General features: G+C 55.8%; 15 protein-coding genes. 5 read left to right on the top strand and 10 right to left on the bottom strand.

The genetic code is table 11. From position 1 onward, the window contains the following. The first annotated feature begins 47 nt into the window (after nt 1-47). The 4 genes from KB890_RS14260 to KB890_RS14245 all read left to right on the top strand — a co-directional run bounded on the left by KB890_RS14260 (nt 48) and on the right by KB890_RS14245 (nt 3,648). Nucleotides 48-1,226 carry an MFS transporter gene (locus tag KB890_RS14260; protein WP_004181598.1) on the top strand — a complete coding sequence of 393 codons (1,179 nt, stop codon included), beginning with the start codon at nt 48-50 and terminating at the stop codon, nt 1,224-1,226. Continuing rightward, nucleotides 1,201-2,160 (top strand): HTH-type transcriptional regulator YidZ, encoded by a 960-nt coding sequence (gene yidZ / locus KB890_RS14255; RefSeq protein WP_004181599.1) that lies wholly within the window; start codon nt 1,201-1,203, stop codon nt 2,158-2,160. The genes KB890_RS14260 and yidZ overlap by 26 nt, the downstream gene beginning before the upstream one ends. Before the next feature lie 309 nt (nt 2,161-2,469). Beyond that, nucleotides 2,470-3,045, top strand: coding sequence for a 4'-phosphopantetheinyl transferase family protein (locus KB890_RS14250; RefSeq protein ID WP_004145098.1), 576 nt, complete (start codon nt 2,470-2,472; stop codon nt 3,043-3,045). Nucleotides 3,046-3,081: 36 nt separating this feature from the next. Beyond that, nucleotides 3,082-3,648 carry an NADPH-dependent FMN reductase gene (locus KB890_RS14245; RefSeq protein ID WP_004181600.1) on the top strand — a complete coding sequence of 189 codons (567 nt, stop codon included), beginning with the start codon at nt 3,082-3,084 and terminating at the stop codon, nt 3,646-3,648. A gap of 45 nt (nt 3,649-3,693) precedes the next feature. Here KB890_RS14245 and KB890_RS14240 read toward each other — a convergent pair whose 3' ends face one another. Next, a complete protein-coding gene (locus tag KB890_RS14240) occupies nt 3,694-5,031 on the bottom strand; it encodes an NCS2 family permease (protein ID WP_004145100.1) in 1,338 nt (445 codons plus the stop codon). Nucleotides 5,032-5,200: 169 nt separating this feature from the next. Between KB890_RS14240 and yieH the strand changes: the two genes are divergently transcribed. After that, nucleotides 5,201-5,866, top strand: a complete 666-nt coding sequence (yieH, locus tag KB890_RS14235; RefSeq protein WP_004181601.1) for a 6-phosphogluconate phosphatase — start codon at nt 5,201-5,203, stop codon at nt 5,864-5,866. Between the two features lie 79 nt (nt 5,867-5,945). Here the strand turns inward: yieH and KB890_RS14230 are convergent, their stop codons facing one another. The 9 genes from KB890_RS14230 to glmS form a co-directional block, all read right to left on the bottom strand. Next, on the bottom strand, nt 5,946-6,662 hold the full coding sequence (locus tag KB890_RS14230) for a glucosamine-6-phosphate deaminase (protein ID WP_004181602.1): 717 nt from the start codon (nt 6,660-6,662) through the stop codon (nt 5,946-5,948). A gap of 49 nt (nt 6,663-6,711) precedes the next feature. Beyond that, entirely contained in the window at nt 6,712-7,878 is a 1,167-nt protein-coding gene (locus KB890_RS14225) for an alpha/beta hydrolase-fold protein (protein ID WP_004145104.1), read from the bottom strand. A gap of 38 nt (nt 7,879-7,916) precedes the next feature. Continuing rightward, nucleotides 7,917-9,551, bottom strand: coding sequence for a carbohydrate porin (locus KB890_RS14220; protein ID WP_004150305.1), 1,635 nt, complete (start codon nt 9,549-9,551; stop codon nt 7,917-7,919). 477 nt (nt 9,552-10,028) lie between these two features. Next, nucleotides 10,029-10,754 carry a phosphate signaling complex protein PhoU gene (phoU, locus tag KB890_RS14215; protein WP_004145007.1) on the bottom strand — a complete coding sequence of 242 codons (726 nt, stop codon included), beginning with the start codon at nt 10,752-10,754 and terminating at the stop codon, nt 10,029-10,031. A gap of 50 nt (nt 10,755-10,804) precedes the next feature. After that, nucleotides 10,805-11,578 carry a phosphate ABC transporter ATP-binding protein PstB gene (gene pstB, locus KB890_RS14210; protein ID WP_004145006.1) on the bottom strand — a complete coding sequence of 258 codons (774 nt, stop codon included), beginning with the start codon at nt 11,576-11,578 and terminating at the stop codon, nt 10,805-10,807. Nucleotides 11,579-11,625: 47 nt separating this feature from the next. Next, complete coding sequence (pstA, locus tag KB890_RS14205; RefSeq protein ID WP_004151547.1) at nt 11,626-12,516, bottom strand: phosphate ABC transporter permease PstA; 891 nt, start codon at nt 12,514-12,516, stop codon at nt 11,626-11,628. Continuing rightward, nucleotides 12,516-13,475 carry a phosphate ABC transporter permease PstC gene (gene pstC / locus KB890_RS14200; protein ID WP_004145004.1) on the bottom strand — a complete coding sequence of 320 codons (960 nt, stop codon included), beginning with the start codon at nt 13,473-13,475 and terminating at the stop codon, nt 12,516-12,518. The genes pstA and pstC overlap by 1 nt, the downstream gene beginning before the upstream one ends. A 128-nt stretch (nt 13,476-13,603) precedes the next feature. Beyond that, nucleotides 13,604-14,644, bottom strand: a complete 1,041-nt coding sequence (pstS, locus tag KB890_RS14195) for a phosphate ABC transporter substrate-binding protein PstS (protein ID WP_004150308.1) — start codon at nt 14,642-14,644, stop codon at nt 13,604-13,606. Nucleotides 14,645-14,980: 336 nt separating this feature from the next. Next, complete coding sequence (gene glmS / locus KB890_RS14190; protein WP_004150309.1) at nt 14,981-16,810, bottom strand: glutamine--fructose-6-phosphate transaminase (isomerizing); 1,830 nt, start codon at nt 16,808-16,810, stop codon at nt 14,981-14,983. Between the last annotated feature and the right edge of the window lie 139 nt (nt 16,811-16,949).

Here is a 16,949-nt window from a genome sequence, read left to right as displayed (position 1 = left end):
GGCGCGTTCCTCACTATGCTGAATGCCATTCACATCGCGAGGATCCCATGACACGCTTTCTTCTCTGCAGCTTTGCCCTGGTTCTGCTCTACCCCTCCGGCATCGATATGTATCTGGTCGGCCTGCCGCGTATTGCTCAGGACCTGGGGGCCAGCGAGGCGCAATTACATATCGCCTTCTCGGTCTATCTGGCCGGTATGGCCTCCGCGATGCTGTTTGCTGGCCGCATCGCCGACCGCTCGGGGCGTAAGCCTGTCGCTATTGTAGGTGCAGCGATCTTTGTTATCGCCTCCCTGATCTGCGCCCAGGCGCATACCAGCAGCCACTTCCTCATCGGACGCTTTATCCAGGGGATCGGCGCCGGCAGCTGCTACGTGGTGGCTTTCGCTATCCTGCGCGATACGCTGGACGACCGTCGCCGCGCCAAGGTGCTGTCGTTGCTCAACGGCATCACCTGCATTATCCCCGTCCTGGCGCCGGTGCTTGGCCACCTGATTATGCTGAAATATCCGTGGCAGAGCCTGTTCTACACGATGACCGGCATGGGCGTCATGGTCGCTGTGCTGTCGGTCTTTATCCTGCGTGAAACGCGGCCGACGGCGCCTCCGCAGGCAGCGTCACCGCAGCATGACGCTGGCGAATCGCTGTTGAACCGCTTTTTCCTCAGCCGCTTACTCATTACCACCCTCAGCGTGACGGTGATCCTGACCTACGTTAACGTCTCGCCGGTACTAATGATGGAAGAGATGGGGTTCGACCGGGGAACTTACTCAATGGCGATGGCTCTGATGGCGATGATCAGCATGGCGGTCTCCTTCTCAACGCCGTTCGCCCTGTCGCTGTTTAATCCCCGCACCTTAATGCTGACCTCACAGGTGCTGTTTCTGGCGGCAGGCGTGACGCTGAGCCTCGCCACTCGCCAGGCCGTCACCCTGATCGGGCTGGGCATGATTTGCGCCGGCTTCTCCGTTGGGTTCGGCGTCGCGATGAGCCAGGCGCTGGGGCCGTTCACGCTGCGCGCGGGCGTCGCCAGCTCGGTCCTCGGCATCGCGCAGGTGTGCGGTTCATCGCTGTGGATTTGGCTCGCCGCCATCATCGGACTCAGCGCAATGAATATGCTGATCGGGATACTCATTGCCTGTAGCATAGTGAGCCTTGTTTTGTTACTGGTCGTCACCCCGCCGCGGGTTGCGCAATACGATGAAGAAGCCGCTGTCGAGTCTTGATCTTAATTTACTCCTCTGCCTGCAGCTCCTGACCCAGGAGCTCAGCGTTACCCGTACGGCGAAGCGGATGAACGTTTCGCCGTCAGCGGTGAGCAAGTCGCTGGCCAAACTGCGCGCCTGGTTTGACGATCCGCTGTTTGTGAAAACCCCGCTGGGCCTGGCGCCCACGCCGCTGGTCAGCAGCATGGAGCAGGATCTGGCGGACTGGATGCAGATGGGCAACCAAATCCTCGATAAACCGCACCATACCATGCCCAGCGGCCTCAAATTCGAACTGGCGGCGGAAACGCCGCTGCTGATGATCCTGTTTAACACCCTCTCTCAGCGCATCTATCAGCGCTATCCGCAGGCATTGATTCGTTTGCGCAACTGGGACTACGACTCCCTGGACGCCATCATCCGCGGTGAGGTGGATATCGGCTTCTGCGGACGCGAAAGCCATCCGCAGTCGCGTGAGCTGCTGAGCCTGCTGCCGTGGTATATCGATTTTGATGTGCTGTTCACCGACCTGCCGCAGGTCTGGCTGCGCGCCGATCATCCGGCGCTCAGGGAAGAGTGGGATCTGGCGGCATTCTTACGCTATCCGCATATCACTATCTGCTGGGAACAACGCGATACCTGGGCCCTGGACGACGTGCTGCAGGAGCTGGGGTATAAGCGTAACGTGGCGCTGACCGTGCCGGGGTTTGAGCAATCACTTTTTATGGCCGCTCAGCCGCAGCACACCATGCTGGCCACCGCGCCGCGCTACTGTCAGCACTATAATCAGCAGCACCAGCTGCCGCTCGTCTCCCGGCCGCTCCCCCTGGAGGCGCAGCATCTGGAAAAGCTGCGCGTTCCCTTCACCCTGCTATGGCATAAGCGCAACAGCTACAACCCGAAGCTTGTCTGGCTTAGAGATACGCTGAAAGCGCTCTATTCCGGTACGCTTTAAGCCTTGTTTCGTGCCCATAGCACCTTATTTGCGCAAGAATTTGTAAAATTCAAACAAATTCCCTTTTCAATGGGGGATTTCGGCATTAAAACCTGTTAATACCAGGCGATAATAGCGCCCGCAGTTTTATCCAGACCATTACTCACGGAGCGACGTATGGCAACGCATTTTGCAAGAGGGATACTCAGTACCGGGGAGCCGCTATCGACACGTTTGTCAGCGGCCTGTCATCAATCCGCACGTCTTCTCCCGACATATCGCCAGGCTCGCTTTTGCGCGTCGCGCTCGCTGCTTGCCGAGCTGCTGTTTATGCTTTACGGCATCAGCGAGCTGCCTGAAATCATCAACGAAGCGAATGGCCGACCGGTTTTTAGCGATCGCCAACTCCCCCGCTTTTCGATCGCTTATACTGGCAATATCGTTGGTGTTGCCCTCACCACCGAGGGGGATTGTGGCCTCGACATGGAACTGCAGCGCACTGTCCGCAGCCACGACGCCGACCGGCACAATTTCAGCAACAATGAGAATCTGTGGATTAACATACAGCATGATCCGGACGAAGCGCGCAGCCAGCTGGTAGCGCTGCGTCGCAGCGTGCTAAAGCTGACCGGCGAAGCATCAACGCAGCTGCAGCTGCTGCCCGGCTCTGGCCGCCTGCGCACCGCCGGCAGTCAGCCAATCGAAGCGGTATGTGACGCCGAATCGCTGCTGGTATGGTCCATTGCCGCTACCCCGAACATCGGCTCGCTGAAGGTCTGGGAATATGATGCTAAGGGAGGTGACTGGCGCAGCCTGGCGGATGCGCAGCAGCGCGCACGCGAACCGTCAGCCCGCCTGATGCGCTTTACCAGCTTACCCATGGAAAAAACCTTATCCCTCAATTGACCGGTCTTGCCGGCATCATGATCCAAAGGAGCAATCATGTCAGATACCTTGAAAGTGGTTACGTTACTCGGCAGCCTGCGTAAAGGGTCGTTTAATGGAATGGTCGCGCGCACCCTGCCCGACATCGCGCCAGCGGGCATGGATATCTCCGCGCTGCCGTCGATCGGTGATATCCCGCTGTACGATGCTGATATGCAGGAGGAAGAAGGTTTTCCGCAGCGCGTGCAGGAGATTGCGCAACAGATCCGCGAGGCGGATGGGGTAGTGATAGTCACTCCAGAATATAACTATTCCGTGCCTGGCGGCCTGAAAAACGCCATCGACTGGCTGTCACGCCTGCCCGAGCAGCCGCTGTCCGGCAAACCGGTACTGATTCAGACCAGCTCAATGGGCGCCATCGGCGGTGCGCGCTGCCAGTATCATCTGCGGCAGATTCTGGTCTTCCTTGATGCGATGGTAATGAATAAACCGGAATTTATGGGCGGCGTCATCCAGAACAAAGTGGATCCGCAGGCGGGTGAAGTGGTCGATCAAAGCACCCTCGACCATCTGCGCGGCCAACTGACCGCTTTCGGCGACTATATTCGGCGGGTTAAAGCATAAAAAAAGCCCGGCAGCGATGCCGGGCTTTTTCATCATGCGTGCGGATTAATGTGCATCGATAAAGACAATTTTCAGCACGAACAGCAGCGAAACGATAATCACACACGGGCTGAGCTCGCGCAGCCGGCCGGTACCGATCTTCATCACGCAGTAAGAGATAAAGCCCAGGGCGATACCTTCGGTGATCGAGAAGCTAAACGGCATCATCACTGCGGTGATGAACGCAGGCACCGCCTCGGTCAGGTCGCTCCACTTCACGCGCGCGAGGCTGGAGGTCATCAGCACGCCAACGTATATCAGCGCGCCCGCGGCGGCATAGCCAGGAACCATCCCCGCCAGCGGAGAGAGGAAAATAACCAGCAGGAACAGGATACCAACGACAACGGCGGTCAGGCCGGTACGCCCGCCCACGGAAACGCCGGAAGAAGATTCGATATAGGCCGTCACCGACGAGGTACCGATGAAGGAGCCCGCCACCGACGAGACGCTATCGACAAACAGCGCTTGCTTCATGCGCGGGAATTTACCGTTGGCATCCGCGAGACCCGCTTTATCCGTCACGCCAATCAGCGTCCCGGAGGAGTCAAACAGGTTGACCAGCATAAAGGAGAAGATCACGCCGGCCAGGCCCAGGTTCAGGGAGCCCGCCAGATCGACCTGACCAATCACCGAAGCCACGCTCGGCGGCGCCGAGACGATCCCGGTGTAATGCACGTCGCCCAGCATCCAGCCCAGCAGGGTGGTCACAACGATAGAGACCAGTACCGCGGCGTGAATGTTGCGCGACGCCAGAATCGCGATGATAAAGAAGCCCAGCACGCCCAGCAGTACGCTGTGGGAAGTCAAATGACCAATGCTGACCAGCGTTTCCGGATTGGCGACAATCACCCCGGCGTTTTTCAGGCCCATCATGCCGATAAACAGGCCGATACCGCTGGTGATACCTACACGCAGGCTAAGCGGAATATTGGCGATCATCCAGTAACGTACGCGGAAGATGGTCAGCAGCAGCAGGCCCACGGCGCCCCAGAAGATGGCGCCCATGCCCACCTGCCACGGCAGCCCCATCGCCTGCACCACCACAAAGGCGAAAAAGGCGTTCAGGCCCATCGCCGGCGCCAGGGCGACCGGCAGGTTCGCGAACAGACCCATCAGGATACTGCCGAAAGCGGCAATCAGACAGGTGGTCACAAACACGGCGCTGGTATCCATGCCCGCTACGCCAAGAATTTGTGGGTTAACAAAAACGATATACACCATCGTCAGGAACGTGGTGAAACCGGCGATGGCTTCGGTGCGCACCGTGGTGCCGTGCTCGCGCAGCTTAAATACGCGCTCCAGCAGACCCTGGCCAGAAGACTGGCTGGTTTGTTGTTGACTCATTATCGGTTTCCGAACGTAAGGAGGGAAAATTCGAGGCTATCCTATACCAAATTACGGCACCAGGCGCGGTTGTATGGTAATTTTTTTCATTTATTTTGCTTATACGGCAACGATTGCGTCGCGGCATTGAGCATTACGAAAACGTTAAACTTGTTAATATGGAAAGGCTATGACTCAACCAGAAGCAGTATTTTTTGACTGTGACGGCACGCTGGTCGACAGCGAGGTGATTTGCTCCCGCGCCTACGTTCACATGTTTCAGGAATTCGGCATTACGCTGGACCTCGCCGAGATTTTTAAGCGCTTCAAAGGTGTGAAGCTGTACGAAATTATCGACACCATCAACGCTGAGTATGGCGTTAACCTGCAAAAGGCCACCCTGGAGCCGATTTACCGGACGGAGGTCGCTCGCCTGTTCGATAGCGAGCTGGAGGTGATTCCCGGAGCCCAGGCGCTGCTGGATGCGGTAAGCGTCCCGATGTGCGTGGTTTCCAATGGCCCGGTCAGTAAGATGCAGCACTCGCTCGGACGCACCGGCCTGCTGCGCCATTTCACTGACCGCTTGTACAGCGGCTACGATATTCAGCGCTGGAAGCCCGACCCGGCGCTGATGTTTCATGCGGCAGAGGCCATGCAGGTAAAAGCCGAAAACTGTATTCTGGTGGATGACTCCAGCGCCGGCGCTCAGTCGGGGATTGCCGCCGGCATGGAAGTGTTTTATTTCTGCGCCGATCCGCACAACCAGCCGATCGATCATCCCAAAGTGACGACCTTTACCGATCTGGCAGAGCTGCCGGCATTGTGGCAGGCGCGCGGCTGGGATATCACGCGTTAAGGGCCTGGTGAGCGGCACGTTGGCATCGATGAACCCCCGCTATGCATCTGCGTAAGCGGGGAATAGAACTAGCGGCTTTTTATTGCTGCAATTCCGCCGCCGCTTTATCGGCAATAATCACCAGTGAAGGGTGCAATTTGAGCACTGAAGCCGGCACCTGCACGCTGACCGGACCTTCCACCAGTTGCTTTAACGCGTGCGCTTTTGCCGCACCGCTGACAATTAGCAATAAATTTTTCGCCGCCATCACGCTTCTCGGCCCCATGGTGACATAGCTGTCTGGTACTGCCGAGATATCCCCGCCCATCTCGCTGTTAGCGATAAGAGCAATCATTTCCCCATGAATCGGCACTTCGACCGTCTGATCATGAAAGCGGGTGGTATTCGGCAGGTTGCCGCAAAAATGGCCGTCAGCCCCCAGCCCCAGCACCATCAGATCCAGACCGCCAGCCTCTTCCAGATGGCGATCGTGCTGAGCGGCGTTGTCCAGCGTCAGCTTGTGAATGTTCTCTTCTTTGATCTGCGCCGGAGTAAAAAACAGCTGGCGCAAATTAGATATCGTGACGCCTTCTCGCGACTGGCCGCGAAAAGGGATCTCATCGAAGTTGTAATAGTGCACCCGATCATAGAATGCTTTGCCTTTCACGGCGGCGGTCAAATGCTCATACATCCGCTTTGGCGTGCTCCCCGCCGTCACCGCCAGATTCACCCGCCGCGGCGCCGTGATATAGCCCAGAACATGATGGCTGGCGACCAGGCTCATCTCTTCATAATCTTCGGTCACAATCATTTTCATCTTGTCGTCCTTCACAAGCACAAAACGGGGGCTGAAGGCCCCCTAAAGGTTATTTAAACAGTTTTTGCACAAACTCGGCGTAGGCCGGGCGCCAGACGTCCATTTCATGGTTCAGGCCGGGATACTGGTGGTAATCAAATTTAATCTGCTGTTTTTCCAGCTCACTTTTCAGACCAGCAATGTCTTTACCGGTCACAGAATCTTTTTCCCCGACGACCACGGTAAAGTTACGCAGCTGCTTATTGATCGCGTCAGGCTGCTTCAGCTGCGCTTCCACGCCGGCATTCGGCACCGTGGTAGTCGTAACGCCGCTAAAGGTGGCGAGCCAGCCAAAGCTCTCCAGATGATTCATTCCGGAAACCAGCGCCTGATAACCGCCCTGCGAGAGGCCCGCCAGCGCCCGACCGTCGGCATCTTTACGCACGTTAAATCGGGCATCGATCAGCGGAATAATATCCTGCATGAGCTCTTTATCCGCCGCCTGCGCATTAAGTGGATAGAAGGTTTTGCGCCGCTCCTGCGGCGGGAAGTTTTCCGCTACCGCTTCCGGGATATCGGTTTCGGTATCCGGGACCACCACCAGCATCGGCTTAATCTTGCCCTCCGCCAGCAGGTTATCCATGATTTGCGGGATCCGCCCCTGATCGATGGCCGACAGGCCGCTGTCGCCAAAGCCATGATAGAAATAGAGCACCGGCAGCGGATCGCCGGTTCCGCTATAGCCCGGCGGCGTCCAGACATAGAGACGACGTTCGGCGTTCAGAGCCTTCGAGTGATAGGTGAGGGTGCGCAGATCGCCATGCGCAACCTCCCGATCGTCAAGAATACTGCCCGGCACCAGAATCAAACTGGTGTTCACCTGGCGCTGCGGCTTCTGATAGCGGCTGCCGGTATCTACCGAGCGGAAGCCATCCACATCGAAATAGTATTCATAGAGATTGGGCTTCATCGGCTCGCTTTTCCATGTCCAGACTCCGTCCGCTGCCTTGGTCATGTCGTGCGAGACAAAGGAGTCCGGCGTGGCGCCAGTCACTATCGAGACCCGCCGGGCATCAGGGGCAAACAAGCGGTAAGTGATACTCTTATCCGCGTTAACCTGGGTGATAAAGTGGCTCACCGGCAGGCTTGGGTCCGGCATCGCGGGTAATGGCGCCGCCTGGAGGGTAAACGCCGCGCCCGCCAGCGCCAGGGCGAAATAAATTGCATGTCGTTTCATCGTTGTTCCTCTTTCGTTGTGTCCGCTCAGTTATCGTCTCACCACCAGATTTCCGCCTGCGCCCCCACGGCAAACTGATCGTTCTTCCCGTCTTCAAAAATGCTGGTGGTATTATTCGCGGCCTTATCCAGGTCAATATCCTTCGCTTTAATATAGGTGGCATAGAAACGAATTTCCGGGCGCGAGGTCAGCATACTGGTATTGACTTTGAAGGTATGGAACAGCGTGGTCTTGTAGCCGGACTCGTTATATTTCTTGCCGGTAACATCTTTGTTTTGCTGTTTGAAGTACCCCAACTCGACGCCGGTCTGGTTATATTTATCCCAGATATAAGCCGGTCGCAGAACCGTACGGATAGATTCAAAATCGGAGTGGGCCCCGGTTTCGTAGCTATAGACGTCGTTACCAAAAGAGTAGACGATGGCATTCGCCATAATAACGTCATCGCGTAAATAGGTTTCCCCCTGCGAGGTTAAGCGCACGGCGGTGCCATTGGTATGATCGCCATAATAGCGGCCATTAAAGGTGGTATAGGGGCTGGATCCGGCATAGCGTGAGAAGCTGCTGGCAATAGAGTTATTGGCCAGTAAGAAAGAGAATTCGTTAAAGCCGCCGTTAGCAAATTTCTGCGTTAACGAGGTACCAGCCATCCAGGTATCTTTCCACGGATAATAACCTTCATTGCCCTCTTTATATTTCTCTGATGAACTTTGGTTGGCGGCGACATAGCGTCCGCTAACCATCAGGCTGGCTTTATCCCACAGCGGAATCTCTTTGTAGCGAACGTCCAGGGTGTTGGTGTTAATTTGCTGCTTATTGCTTAAAGAACGGTCATAATCATCGACATCTTCGCGAATCAACGCGATATCGAATTTCCCGGCGCCCACCTGCCAGTTTTCCAGCCCTACGCCGGCCGCCGCATCGGTTCTCTGCGTTTTCCAGTCCAGCATCTGGATTTCAATTTTTGGCGCCCCGTGTTTGCCGACCCAGAAATCGGCTTCCGGCGCAAACGGCAGGAACCCTTTGGTGTTAACATACATATCCGAGAATTGAATGTAGTTTTCGCCGCCGGCATTGTCACCAAACCAGCCAGTGGAATACTGCTGGCCGACGTTCCCGTCGAGCATCACGATGGCGTCGACGCGTTTATCGCCTTCCTGAAACACCCGCTGCTTCAGCTGCAGATCGAACCAGCCGGAATATTCATTGCCCAGGCGGCCAAGCGAACCGATCGCCCATGATTTTGGCGAGCCGTGCGAGGCGGTCCCCCAGCCGGAACGGAAGTAGCCGTTATAGCTAAAGCCAATTTCATCTTTCACGAACTTGCTAAAGTCTTTCAGCGTCATCGCGCTGTAGGCTGGCGCGCCATCGGTGACAGGTTGTTGATTTTTAACCAGCACCGCATCCGGTTTAACCGCCGTTTTCGGCCCGGCGGTCGCCCCCCCGGTCTTGCGCTTCTGACCTTCCGCAGGTGGAGACCATGAGGCCCAAATCTGGTCTCTTTTTCTTTCCTGGTCCTGATATTTTTTGAGCTCTTTTTGCGTGTCTTTGAGCGCTTTTTCCAGCAGCTCAAGCCGTTGTTCCACCGTCAACTGGCTCGCTAGCAGATTAGTTGAATAACAAAGTGGCGCCAGCAAGACTATCGCCGAAGCGATCCTGTTTTTTCTCATCATAATATTCCCTTATATAATCATTGGCGTAAATAAAACACGACAACAACCCTATTCCGTGCCGGTGCTAATAGCCGTATCCATACCGTTTGACGTCGCGGCGGCTGTTATTTTTGCGGTTAGACAAAAACAAAAAAACCTGAAGAAGACCATCTGCCTTGGCAGATAATCCTCTTCAGGTTTTGCCCGCGCATCGCGGTAGCAACCCTCATTCAGCCATTATTGGCCCGCATAAAACAAAAAACCTGATATCGCCCCCAGGAGCAATATCAGGTTTTGCCTGCTGTCGCAGTCACAATCCGTTTAAACCATCCTGAGCGTTAAAACTCAGTGAGTGGCAGCTGATTGTTACGCGATAAAATGAATAACTCAAACGGGCAGATTGTTAATTGTGACGATAATCTCAGCAATCTCGCTGCCGCGGGGTAAAACATATCTAATTCTGATAAATCCATTTACCAGAATTAGACAGAATGATTATTACTCTTTCGGATCTTTGCCAGCGAGCAGTTTATCCAGCTCATCGCCGCCAACGTGACGGAAATCCTGACCTTTGACGAAGTAGAAAATATATTCGCAGATATTCTGGCAGCGGTCGCCGATACGCTCGATGGAGCGCGCGCAGAACAGCGCGGTCAGGACGCTGGGAATAGTGCGCGAGTCTTCCATCATGTAGGTCATCAGCTGACGCACGATGCCTTCATACTCCTGGTCGACTTTCTTATCTTCGCGATAGATACGTACCGCTTCGTCGAGATCCATACGCGCAAACGCATCCAGTACGTCATGCAGCATCTGCACCGTGTGGCGGCCCAGCGATTCGAGGCTCACCAGCAGCGGCTGGTGCTGCTGGGAAAACTTCTCCAGCGCGGTGCGGCAGATTTTATCCGCCACGTCGCCAATGCGTTCCAGCTCAGCGATAGTCTTGATGATCGCCATCACCAGGCGCAGGTCGCTGGCGGTCGGCTGGCGCTTGGCGATGATGCGCACGCACGCTTCATCGATAGCCACTTCCATCATGTTGACCTGCTTGTCGCCGTCGATGACGCGTTTCGCCAGATCGCTGTCCTGGTTATGCATGGCGGTGATGGCATCAGAGAGCTGCTGTTCCACCAGCCCACCCATGGTCATCACCTGGGTGCGGATATACTCCAGTTCAGCGTTGAACTGGCCGGAAATATGTTTGTTAAGATTTAGGTTGTCCATGGTGTCTCCTGATTGCCCAACTGGTGAGAGCCTGAAAGCACAAGGGCAAATCAACCGTAGCGGCCAGTAATATAATCTTCAGTTTGTTTCTTCGCGGGCTTAGTGAACAGGTCATCCGTGTTGCTGAACTCAATCAGCTCGCCAAGATACATAAATGCCGTATGGTCGGAGCAACGCGCAGCCTGCTGCATGTTGTGAGTCACGATAACGACGGTGTAGTCCTGTTTCAGCTCGGTGATCAGCTCTTCGATACGCCCGGTGGAGATCGGGTCCAGCGCGGAGCACGGCTCATCAAGCAGCAGCACTTCCGGGCGGATCGCGATACCGCGGGCAATGCACAGACGCTGCTGCTGACCACCGGAGAGAGAATACCCGCTCTGGTGCAGTTTATCTTTGGTTTCGTTCCATAATGCGGCTTTGGTCAGCGCCCACTGCACGCGCTCGTCCATATCGGCACGGGACAGCTTTTCAAACAGGCGCACGCCGAAGGCGATATTGTCGTATATGGACATCGGGAACGGCGTTGGTTTCTGGAACACCATGCCAACCTTAGCGCGCAGTAGGGCGATATCCTGGGTGTTAGTCAGAATGTTGTCGCCATCCAGCAGGATCTCACCTTCCGCGCGCTGCTCCGGATACAGTTCAAACATCTTGTTGAACGTGCGCAGCAGGGTGGATTTACCACAGCCTGACGGACCGATAAACGCCGTCACCTGGTTTTTGGTGATATCCAGGTTGATGTTCTTCAGGGCATGGAATTTGCCGTAGTAGAAGTTCAGGTTACGAACTGAAATCTTACCCGGAGCTGTATTCACCATACTCATCTCAATCTCTTCCTCATTCAGCGCAGCAGTTGCTGCGCCGCAAAAAATTAACCGTGTTTCTTCTTGGCGAAGATAACGCGCGCCAGGATGTTCAGCAGCAAGACGCACAGGGTGATAATCAACACCCCGGCCCATGCCAGTTGCTGCCACTCCGCAAACGGACTCATGGCAAATTTGAAAATGGTCACCGGCAGGTTAGCAATCGGCTGCATCATGTCGGTGCTCCAGAACTGGTTGGACAGCGCGGTGAACAGCAGCGGCGCCGTTTCCCCGGCGATACGGGCAATAGCCAGCAGGATCCCGGTCATAATCCCTGAGACGGAGGCTTTCAGGGTGATCGCCGAGATCATCTTCCACTTCGGCGTCCCCAGCGCATAGGCCGCTTCACGCAGGCTATCCGGCACCAGCTTCAGCATGTTTTCGGTGGTACGAATAACGATAGGCACCTGCAGCAGCGCCAGCGCGATAACGCCCGCCCAGCCCGAGAAGTGCTGCATCTGCGCCACCACAATGGTGTAGACGAACAGACCCACCACGATAGACGGCGCGGAAAGCAGAATGTCGTTGATAAAGCGGATGATTTCCGCCAGCACCGACTTGCGGCCATATTCCGCCAGATAAATTCCGGCGAGGATACCCAGCGGCGTACCAAATACGGTTGCCCACAGGATCAGCAGGCCGCTGCCGGCGAGGGCGTTAGCCAGTCCACCGCCCGCCGTATTCGGCGGCGGCGTCATTTCGGTGAACAGCGCCAGACTCATGCCGTCGAAACCGCGGGTTATCGTCGCCATCAGGATCCAGATAAGCCAGAACAAACCAAACGCCATGGTCGCCATCGACAGCGCCAGAGCGATACGGTTCTTCATGCGGCGTTTGGCCTGCATCTTGCGACGGGACTCCGCCAGTTCGGCGGTAGTTTGCAATTCAATGGTCGCCATTAGCGTGCCCCCTCATTCTTCGCGAGGCGCATAATCATAAACTTCGACGCGGCCAGAACGATAAAGGTGATAACGAACAGGATCAGGCCCAGCTCCATCAGCGCCGCCACGTGCAGGCCGGTTTCCGCTTCGGCGAACTCATTAGCCAGCGCGGAGGTAATACTGTTCCCCGGCATATACAACGAGATGCTGTCGAGCTGGTAGGTGTTGCCGATGATAAAGGTGACCGCCATGGTTTCACCCAGCGCGCGGCCCAGACCGAGCATCACCCCGCCGATCACCCCGTTTTTAGTGAACGGTAAAACGATGCGCCAGATCACCTCCCAGGTGGTGCAGCCGATGCCATAGGCCGACTCTTTCATCATCACCGGGGTCTGCTCGAAAACATCGCGCATGACCGCGGCGATGTAAGGGATGATCATGATGGCCAGAATGACGCCAGCGGCGAGAATACCGATACCAAAAGCCGGGCCGGCAAACAGCGCGCCGACGAACGGGATGGTCGACAGGACGTTGCCGACCGGCTCCTGGAAGTAAGTCGCAAACAGCGGGGCGAAAATAAACAGGCCCCACATGCCGTACACGATGCTCGGGATTGCCGCCAGCAGCTCAATCGCAATGCCCAGCGGACGCTTGAGCCAGGCGGGGGACAATTCTGTCAGAAACAGCGCGATGCCGAAGCTCACCGGAACGGCGATCAGCAGCGCGATAAAAGAGGTGACCAGGGTTCCGTAAATCGGGACCAGCGCGCCGAAGATCTCGTTAGGCGCATCCCACTCTTTGGTCCACAAAAAGGCAAAGCCAAACTTTTGAATGCTCGGCCAGGAAGAGATGATCAGGGAAACGATGATGCCGCCCAGCATCAATAGCACAATCAGCGCAGCCAGTTTTACCAGCGCACTGAAAATCATGTCACCCTTTTTCCCCGGAGGGGTAAATGCAGGCTTGGTTGCAGCCATAGATTACTCTTTACGTATTAAAACTTGTTCGAATAAATGCCCGGTGGCGTTGGCTCCCGGGCCTACAGTCTGAACCGTAGGGCGGGCAGCGCCTGAACGCCCCCGCCATCTTCGTCAAAAATCTACTGTTAGTACAGCGCTTTACCGCTGCTGTCTTTGACGTTGGTTTTCCATGCCGCGCGAACCTGCTCTACCACGCTTTCCGGCAGCGTCGCGTAATCCAGCGCATTCGCTTCTTTGCCGCCGTTTTTATACGCCCAGTCGAAGAACTTCAGCACTTCAGCGGTCTGTTCCGGCTTGTTCGTCGCCTTGTGCACCAGGATGAAGGTGGTTGAGGTGATCGGCCATGCATTCTCGCCTTTCTGGTTGGTCAGGTCCTGAGCGAAAGACTTGCTCCAGTCAACGCCTTTTGCGGCGTTAGCGAAGTTGTCTTCAGTCGGGCTAACCGGCTTGCCGTCGGCAGAGACCAGTTTGGTGTAGGCCAGGTTGTTTTGCTTAGCGTAAGCGTATTCGACGTAACCAATCGAGCCCGGCAGACGCTGAACAAAGGCGGCGATACCATCGTTGCCTTTACCGCCCAGACCGGTTGGCCAGTTTACGGTAGAGCCGGCGCCGATTTTCGATTTCCACTCTTCATTCACTTTGGACAGGTAGCTGGTGAAAACGAAGGAGGTACCTGAACCATCGGCGCGGCGGACCACGGCGATGTTCTGCGACGGCAGCTTCAGGCCCGGGTTGAGCTTAGCGATCGCTTCGTCATCCCATTTTTTAATTTTACCCAGGTAGATATCACCGAGGGTTTTGCCATCCAGCACCAGCTCGCCAGATTTCACGCCAGGCAGGTTAACCGCCAGTACCACGCCGCCAATCACGGTGGGGAACTGGAACAGACCTTCCTGAGTCAGTTTGTCATCAGCCAGCGGAGCATCAGAAGCACCGAAATCAACGGTGTTGGCAATAATCTGCTTAACGCCACCAGAGGAACCAATACCCTGGTAGTTCACTTTATTGCCGGTTTCTTTCTGATAGGTATCAGCCCATTTGGCATACACCGGCGCAGGGAAAGTTGCGCCTGCGCCAGTCAGGCTTGCTGCTGCGAAGGCAGAGAAAGCGCTCATCGATAAGGTCGCGGCGACAACTGTTGCGACGGTGGTACGCATAACGTTCATAATGTCTCCTGCTGGGATTCGTAAATCATTGTTTCGAGGCTATGGTGAGCAAAATAGGTCAAAGAGGTGACAGTAAAATGTACGAATTATGACAGTTTTATGACAGGCCGGGAGAGTGGATTTTACGCCAAATAATACACTTATAACTCAGATGGTTATCTTTAATCATGACCGTGCAATGACAAAATAATTTTCTTTTTATGACGGCGAAATCGGACCGTAAAACGATCGTTTGTCATCTACCGCCAGCCAAAATATTACGCACGTAATCGGTGGAAAACAGCAGGTGCAAATAAAAAGGGCCGCCGTCGGCAGCCCTTTGCAGGATAGGATGCTTTACTCAACCGTTACCGATTTCGCCAGGTTACGCGGCTGGTCAACGTCAGTGCCTTTGATCAGCGCGACGTGATAAGCCAACAGCTGCAGCGGAACCGTATAGAAGATAGGGGCGATGGTCTCTTCCACATGCGGCATCTCAATGATGTGCATGTTATCGCTACCGTTGAAGCCGGCTTCACCGTCGGCGAAGACGTATAGTTCACCGCCGCGGGCACGAACCTCTTCGATGTTGGATTTCAGTTTTTCCAGCAGTTCGTTGTTCGGCGCCACCACGATCACCGGCATTTCCGCATCAATCAGCGCCAGTGGGCCGTGCTTAAGCTCGCCCGCCGCATAGGCTTCCGCGTGAATGTAGGAGATCTCTTTCAGCTTCAGCGCCCCTTCCATAGCGATCGGATACTGATCGCCACGGCCAAGGAACAGCGCATGGTGCTTATCAGAGAAGCGCTCTGCCAGCTGCTCAATACGCTTGTCCTGGGAGAGCATCTGCTCGATACGGTTCGGCAGAGCCTGAAGGCCGTGCACGATATCATGCTCGATAGACGCATCCTGACCTTTCAGTCGCGCCAGTTTCGCCACCAGCATCAACAGCACGGTTAGCTGAGTGGTAAAGGCTTTGGTCGAGGCCACGCCGATTTCCGTTCCGGCTTTGGTCATCAGCGCCAGATCGGACTCGCGCACCAGCGACGAGCCCGGCACGTTGCAGATGGCCAGCGAGCCGAGATAGCCCAGCTCTTTCGACAGACGCAGCGCCGCCAGGGTATCGGCGGTTTCACCGGACTGGGAGAGGGTGATCATCAGGCTATTGCGACGCACTGCGGACTTGCGATAGCGGAATTCGGAGGCGATTTCCACATCGCACGGGACGCCGGCTAACGCTTCGAACCAGTAGCGGGAGACCATCCCGGAGTTATAGGAAGTCCCGCAGGCAACTATCTGAATATGTTCAACCTGAGCCAGCATTTCATTGGCGTTCGGCCCCAGTTCGCTGAGATCCACTTCGCCATGGCTGATGCGCCCGGTCAGGGTGTTCTTAATCGCGTTCGGCTGCTCGAAAATCTCTTTCTGCATATAGTGGCGGTAGATACCTTTATCGCCAGCGTCATACTGCAGATTGGATTCGATCTCCTGGCGCTTCACTTGCGCAGCGGACTTATCAAAAATCACCACCGAACGGCGAGTCACTTCCGCGATATCGCCTTCTTCGAGGAAGATGAAGCGGCGGGTAACTGGCAGCAATGCCAGCTGGTCGGAAGCGATAAAGTTTTCACCCATCCCCAGGCCAATTACCAGCGGGCTACCGGAGCGGGCCGCCAGCAGAGTTCCCGGGTCACGGGTATCCATGATCACCGTACCGTAAGCGCCGCGCAGCTGCGGGATAGCGCGCAGGACGGCTTCACGCAAGGTACCGCCTTGTTCCAGCTCCCAGTGCACCAGATGGGCAATAACTTCGGTATCGGTCTCAGTGACGAAGACATAGCCGCGAGACTGCAGCAGGGCGCGCAGCGGCTCATGGTTTTCGATGATCCCGTTATGGACCACCACAATGTGTTCAGAAACATGCGGATGCGCATTGCTCTCAGACGGTTCGCCGTGCGTCGCCCAACGAGTATGGGCGATCCCGGTACCACCGTGTAACGGTTGCTCTTCTACCGCCTGAGCCAGCATCTGAACTTTACCCAGGCGACGCACGCGGGTCATATGACCTTCGCTGTCGACCACTGCCAGACCGGCAGAGTCATAGCCACGGTATTCCAGACGACGTAAACCTTCGAGAAGGATTTCAGCAATATCACGCTGCGCGACTGCGCCAACAATTCCACACATAGTTAAATTTCCTGATAATGGCGATATGCCATGCGTTGTCGCTGACCTGTATTTGCCCGTTTTCCGGGCGCCCCGAGCCTTGTAGAGAGTGGGGTTATTGTTATGGTACTGCCTGCGGACGGGGATCTATGTTGACCCT

This window comes from Klebsiella sp. P1954, assembly GCF_018199955.1.
GTDB lineage: Bacteria > Pseudomonadota > Gammaproteobacteria > Enterobacterales > Enterobacteriaceae > Klebsiella > Klebsiella pneumoniae.
This window is presented reverse-complemented; position numbering and strand designations above follow the sequence as displayed.

What these genes read in the sequence shown, in the direction of transcription:
- KB890_RS14260 (WP_004181598.1), top strand. Translation starts at nt 48, where the DNA reads ATGACACGCTTTCTTCTCTGCAGCTTTGCCCTGGTTCTGCTCTACCCC.
- yidZ (WP_004181599.1), top strand. Translation starts at nt 1,201, where the DNA reads ATGAAGAAGCCGCTGTCGAGTCTTGATCTTAATTTACTCCTCTGCCTG.
- KB890_RS14250 (WP_004145098.1), top strand. Translation starts at nt 2,470, where the DNA reads ATGCTTTACGGCATCAGCGAGCTGCCTGAAATCATCAACGAAGCGAAT.
- KB890_RS14245 (WP_004181600.1), top strand. Translation starts at nt 3,082, where the DNA reads ATGTCAGATACCTTGAAAGTGGTTACGTTACTCGGCAGCCTGCGTAAA.
- KB890_RS14240 (WP_004145100.1), bottom strand. Translation starts at nt 5,031, where the DNA reads ATGAGTCAACAACAAACCAGCCAGTCTTCTGGCCAGGGTCTGCTGGAG.
- yieH (WP_004181601.1), top strand. Translation starts at nt 5,201, where the DNA reads ATGACTCAACCAGAAGCAGTATTTTTTGACTGTGACGGCACGCTGGTC.
- KB890_RS14230 (WP_004181602.1), bottom strand. Translation starts at nt 6,662, where the DNA reads ATGAAAATGATTGTGACCGAAGATTATGAAGAGATGAGCCTGGTCGCC.
- KB890_RS14225 (WP_004145104.1), bottom strand. Translation starts at nt 7,878, where the DNA reads ATGAAACGACATGCAATTTATTTCGCCCTGGCGCTGGCGGGCGCGGCG.
- KB890_RS14220 (WP_004150305.1), bottom strand. Translation starts at nt 9,551, where the DNA reads ATGATGAGAAAAAACAGGATCGCTTCGGCGATAGTCTTGCTGGCGCCA.
- phoU (WP_004145007.1), bottom strand. Translation starts at nt 10,754, where the DNA reads ATGGACAACCTAAATCTTAACAAACATATTTCCGGCCAGTTCAACGCT.
- pstB (WP_004145006.1), bottom strand. Translation starts at nt 11,578, where the DNA reads ATGAGTATGGTGAATACAGCTCCGGGTAAGATTTCAGTTCGTAACCTG.
- pstA (WP_004151547.1), bottom strand. Translation starts at nt 12,516, where the DNA reads ATGGCGACCATTGAATTGCAAACTACCGCCGAACTGGCGGAGTCCCGT.
- pstC (WP_004145004.1), bottom strand. Translation starts at nt 13,475, where the DNA reads ATGGCTGCAACCAAGCCTGCATTTACCCCTCCGGGGAAAAAGGGTGAC.
- pstS (WP_004150308.1), bottom strand. Translation starts at nt 14,644, where the DNA reads ATGAACGTTATGCGTACCACCGTCGCAACAGTTGTCGCCGCGACCTTA.
- glmS (WP_004150309.1), bottom strand. Translation starts at nt 16,810, where the DNA reads ATGTGTGGAATTGTTGGCGCAGTCGCGCAGCGTGATATTGCTGAAATC.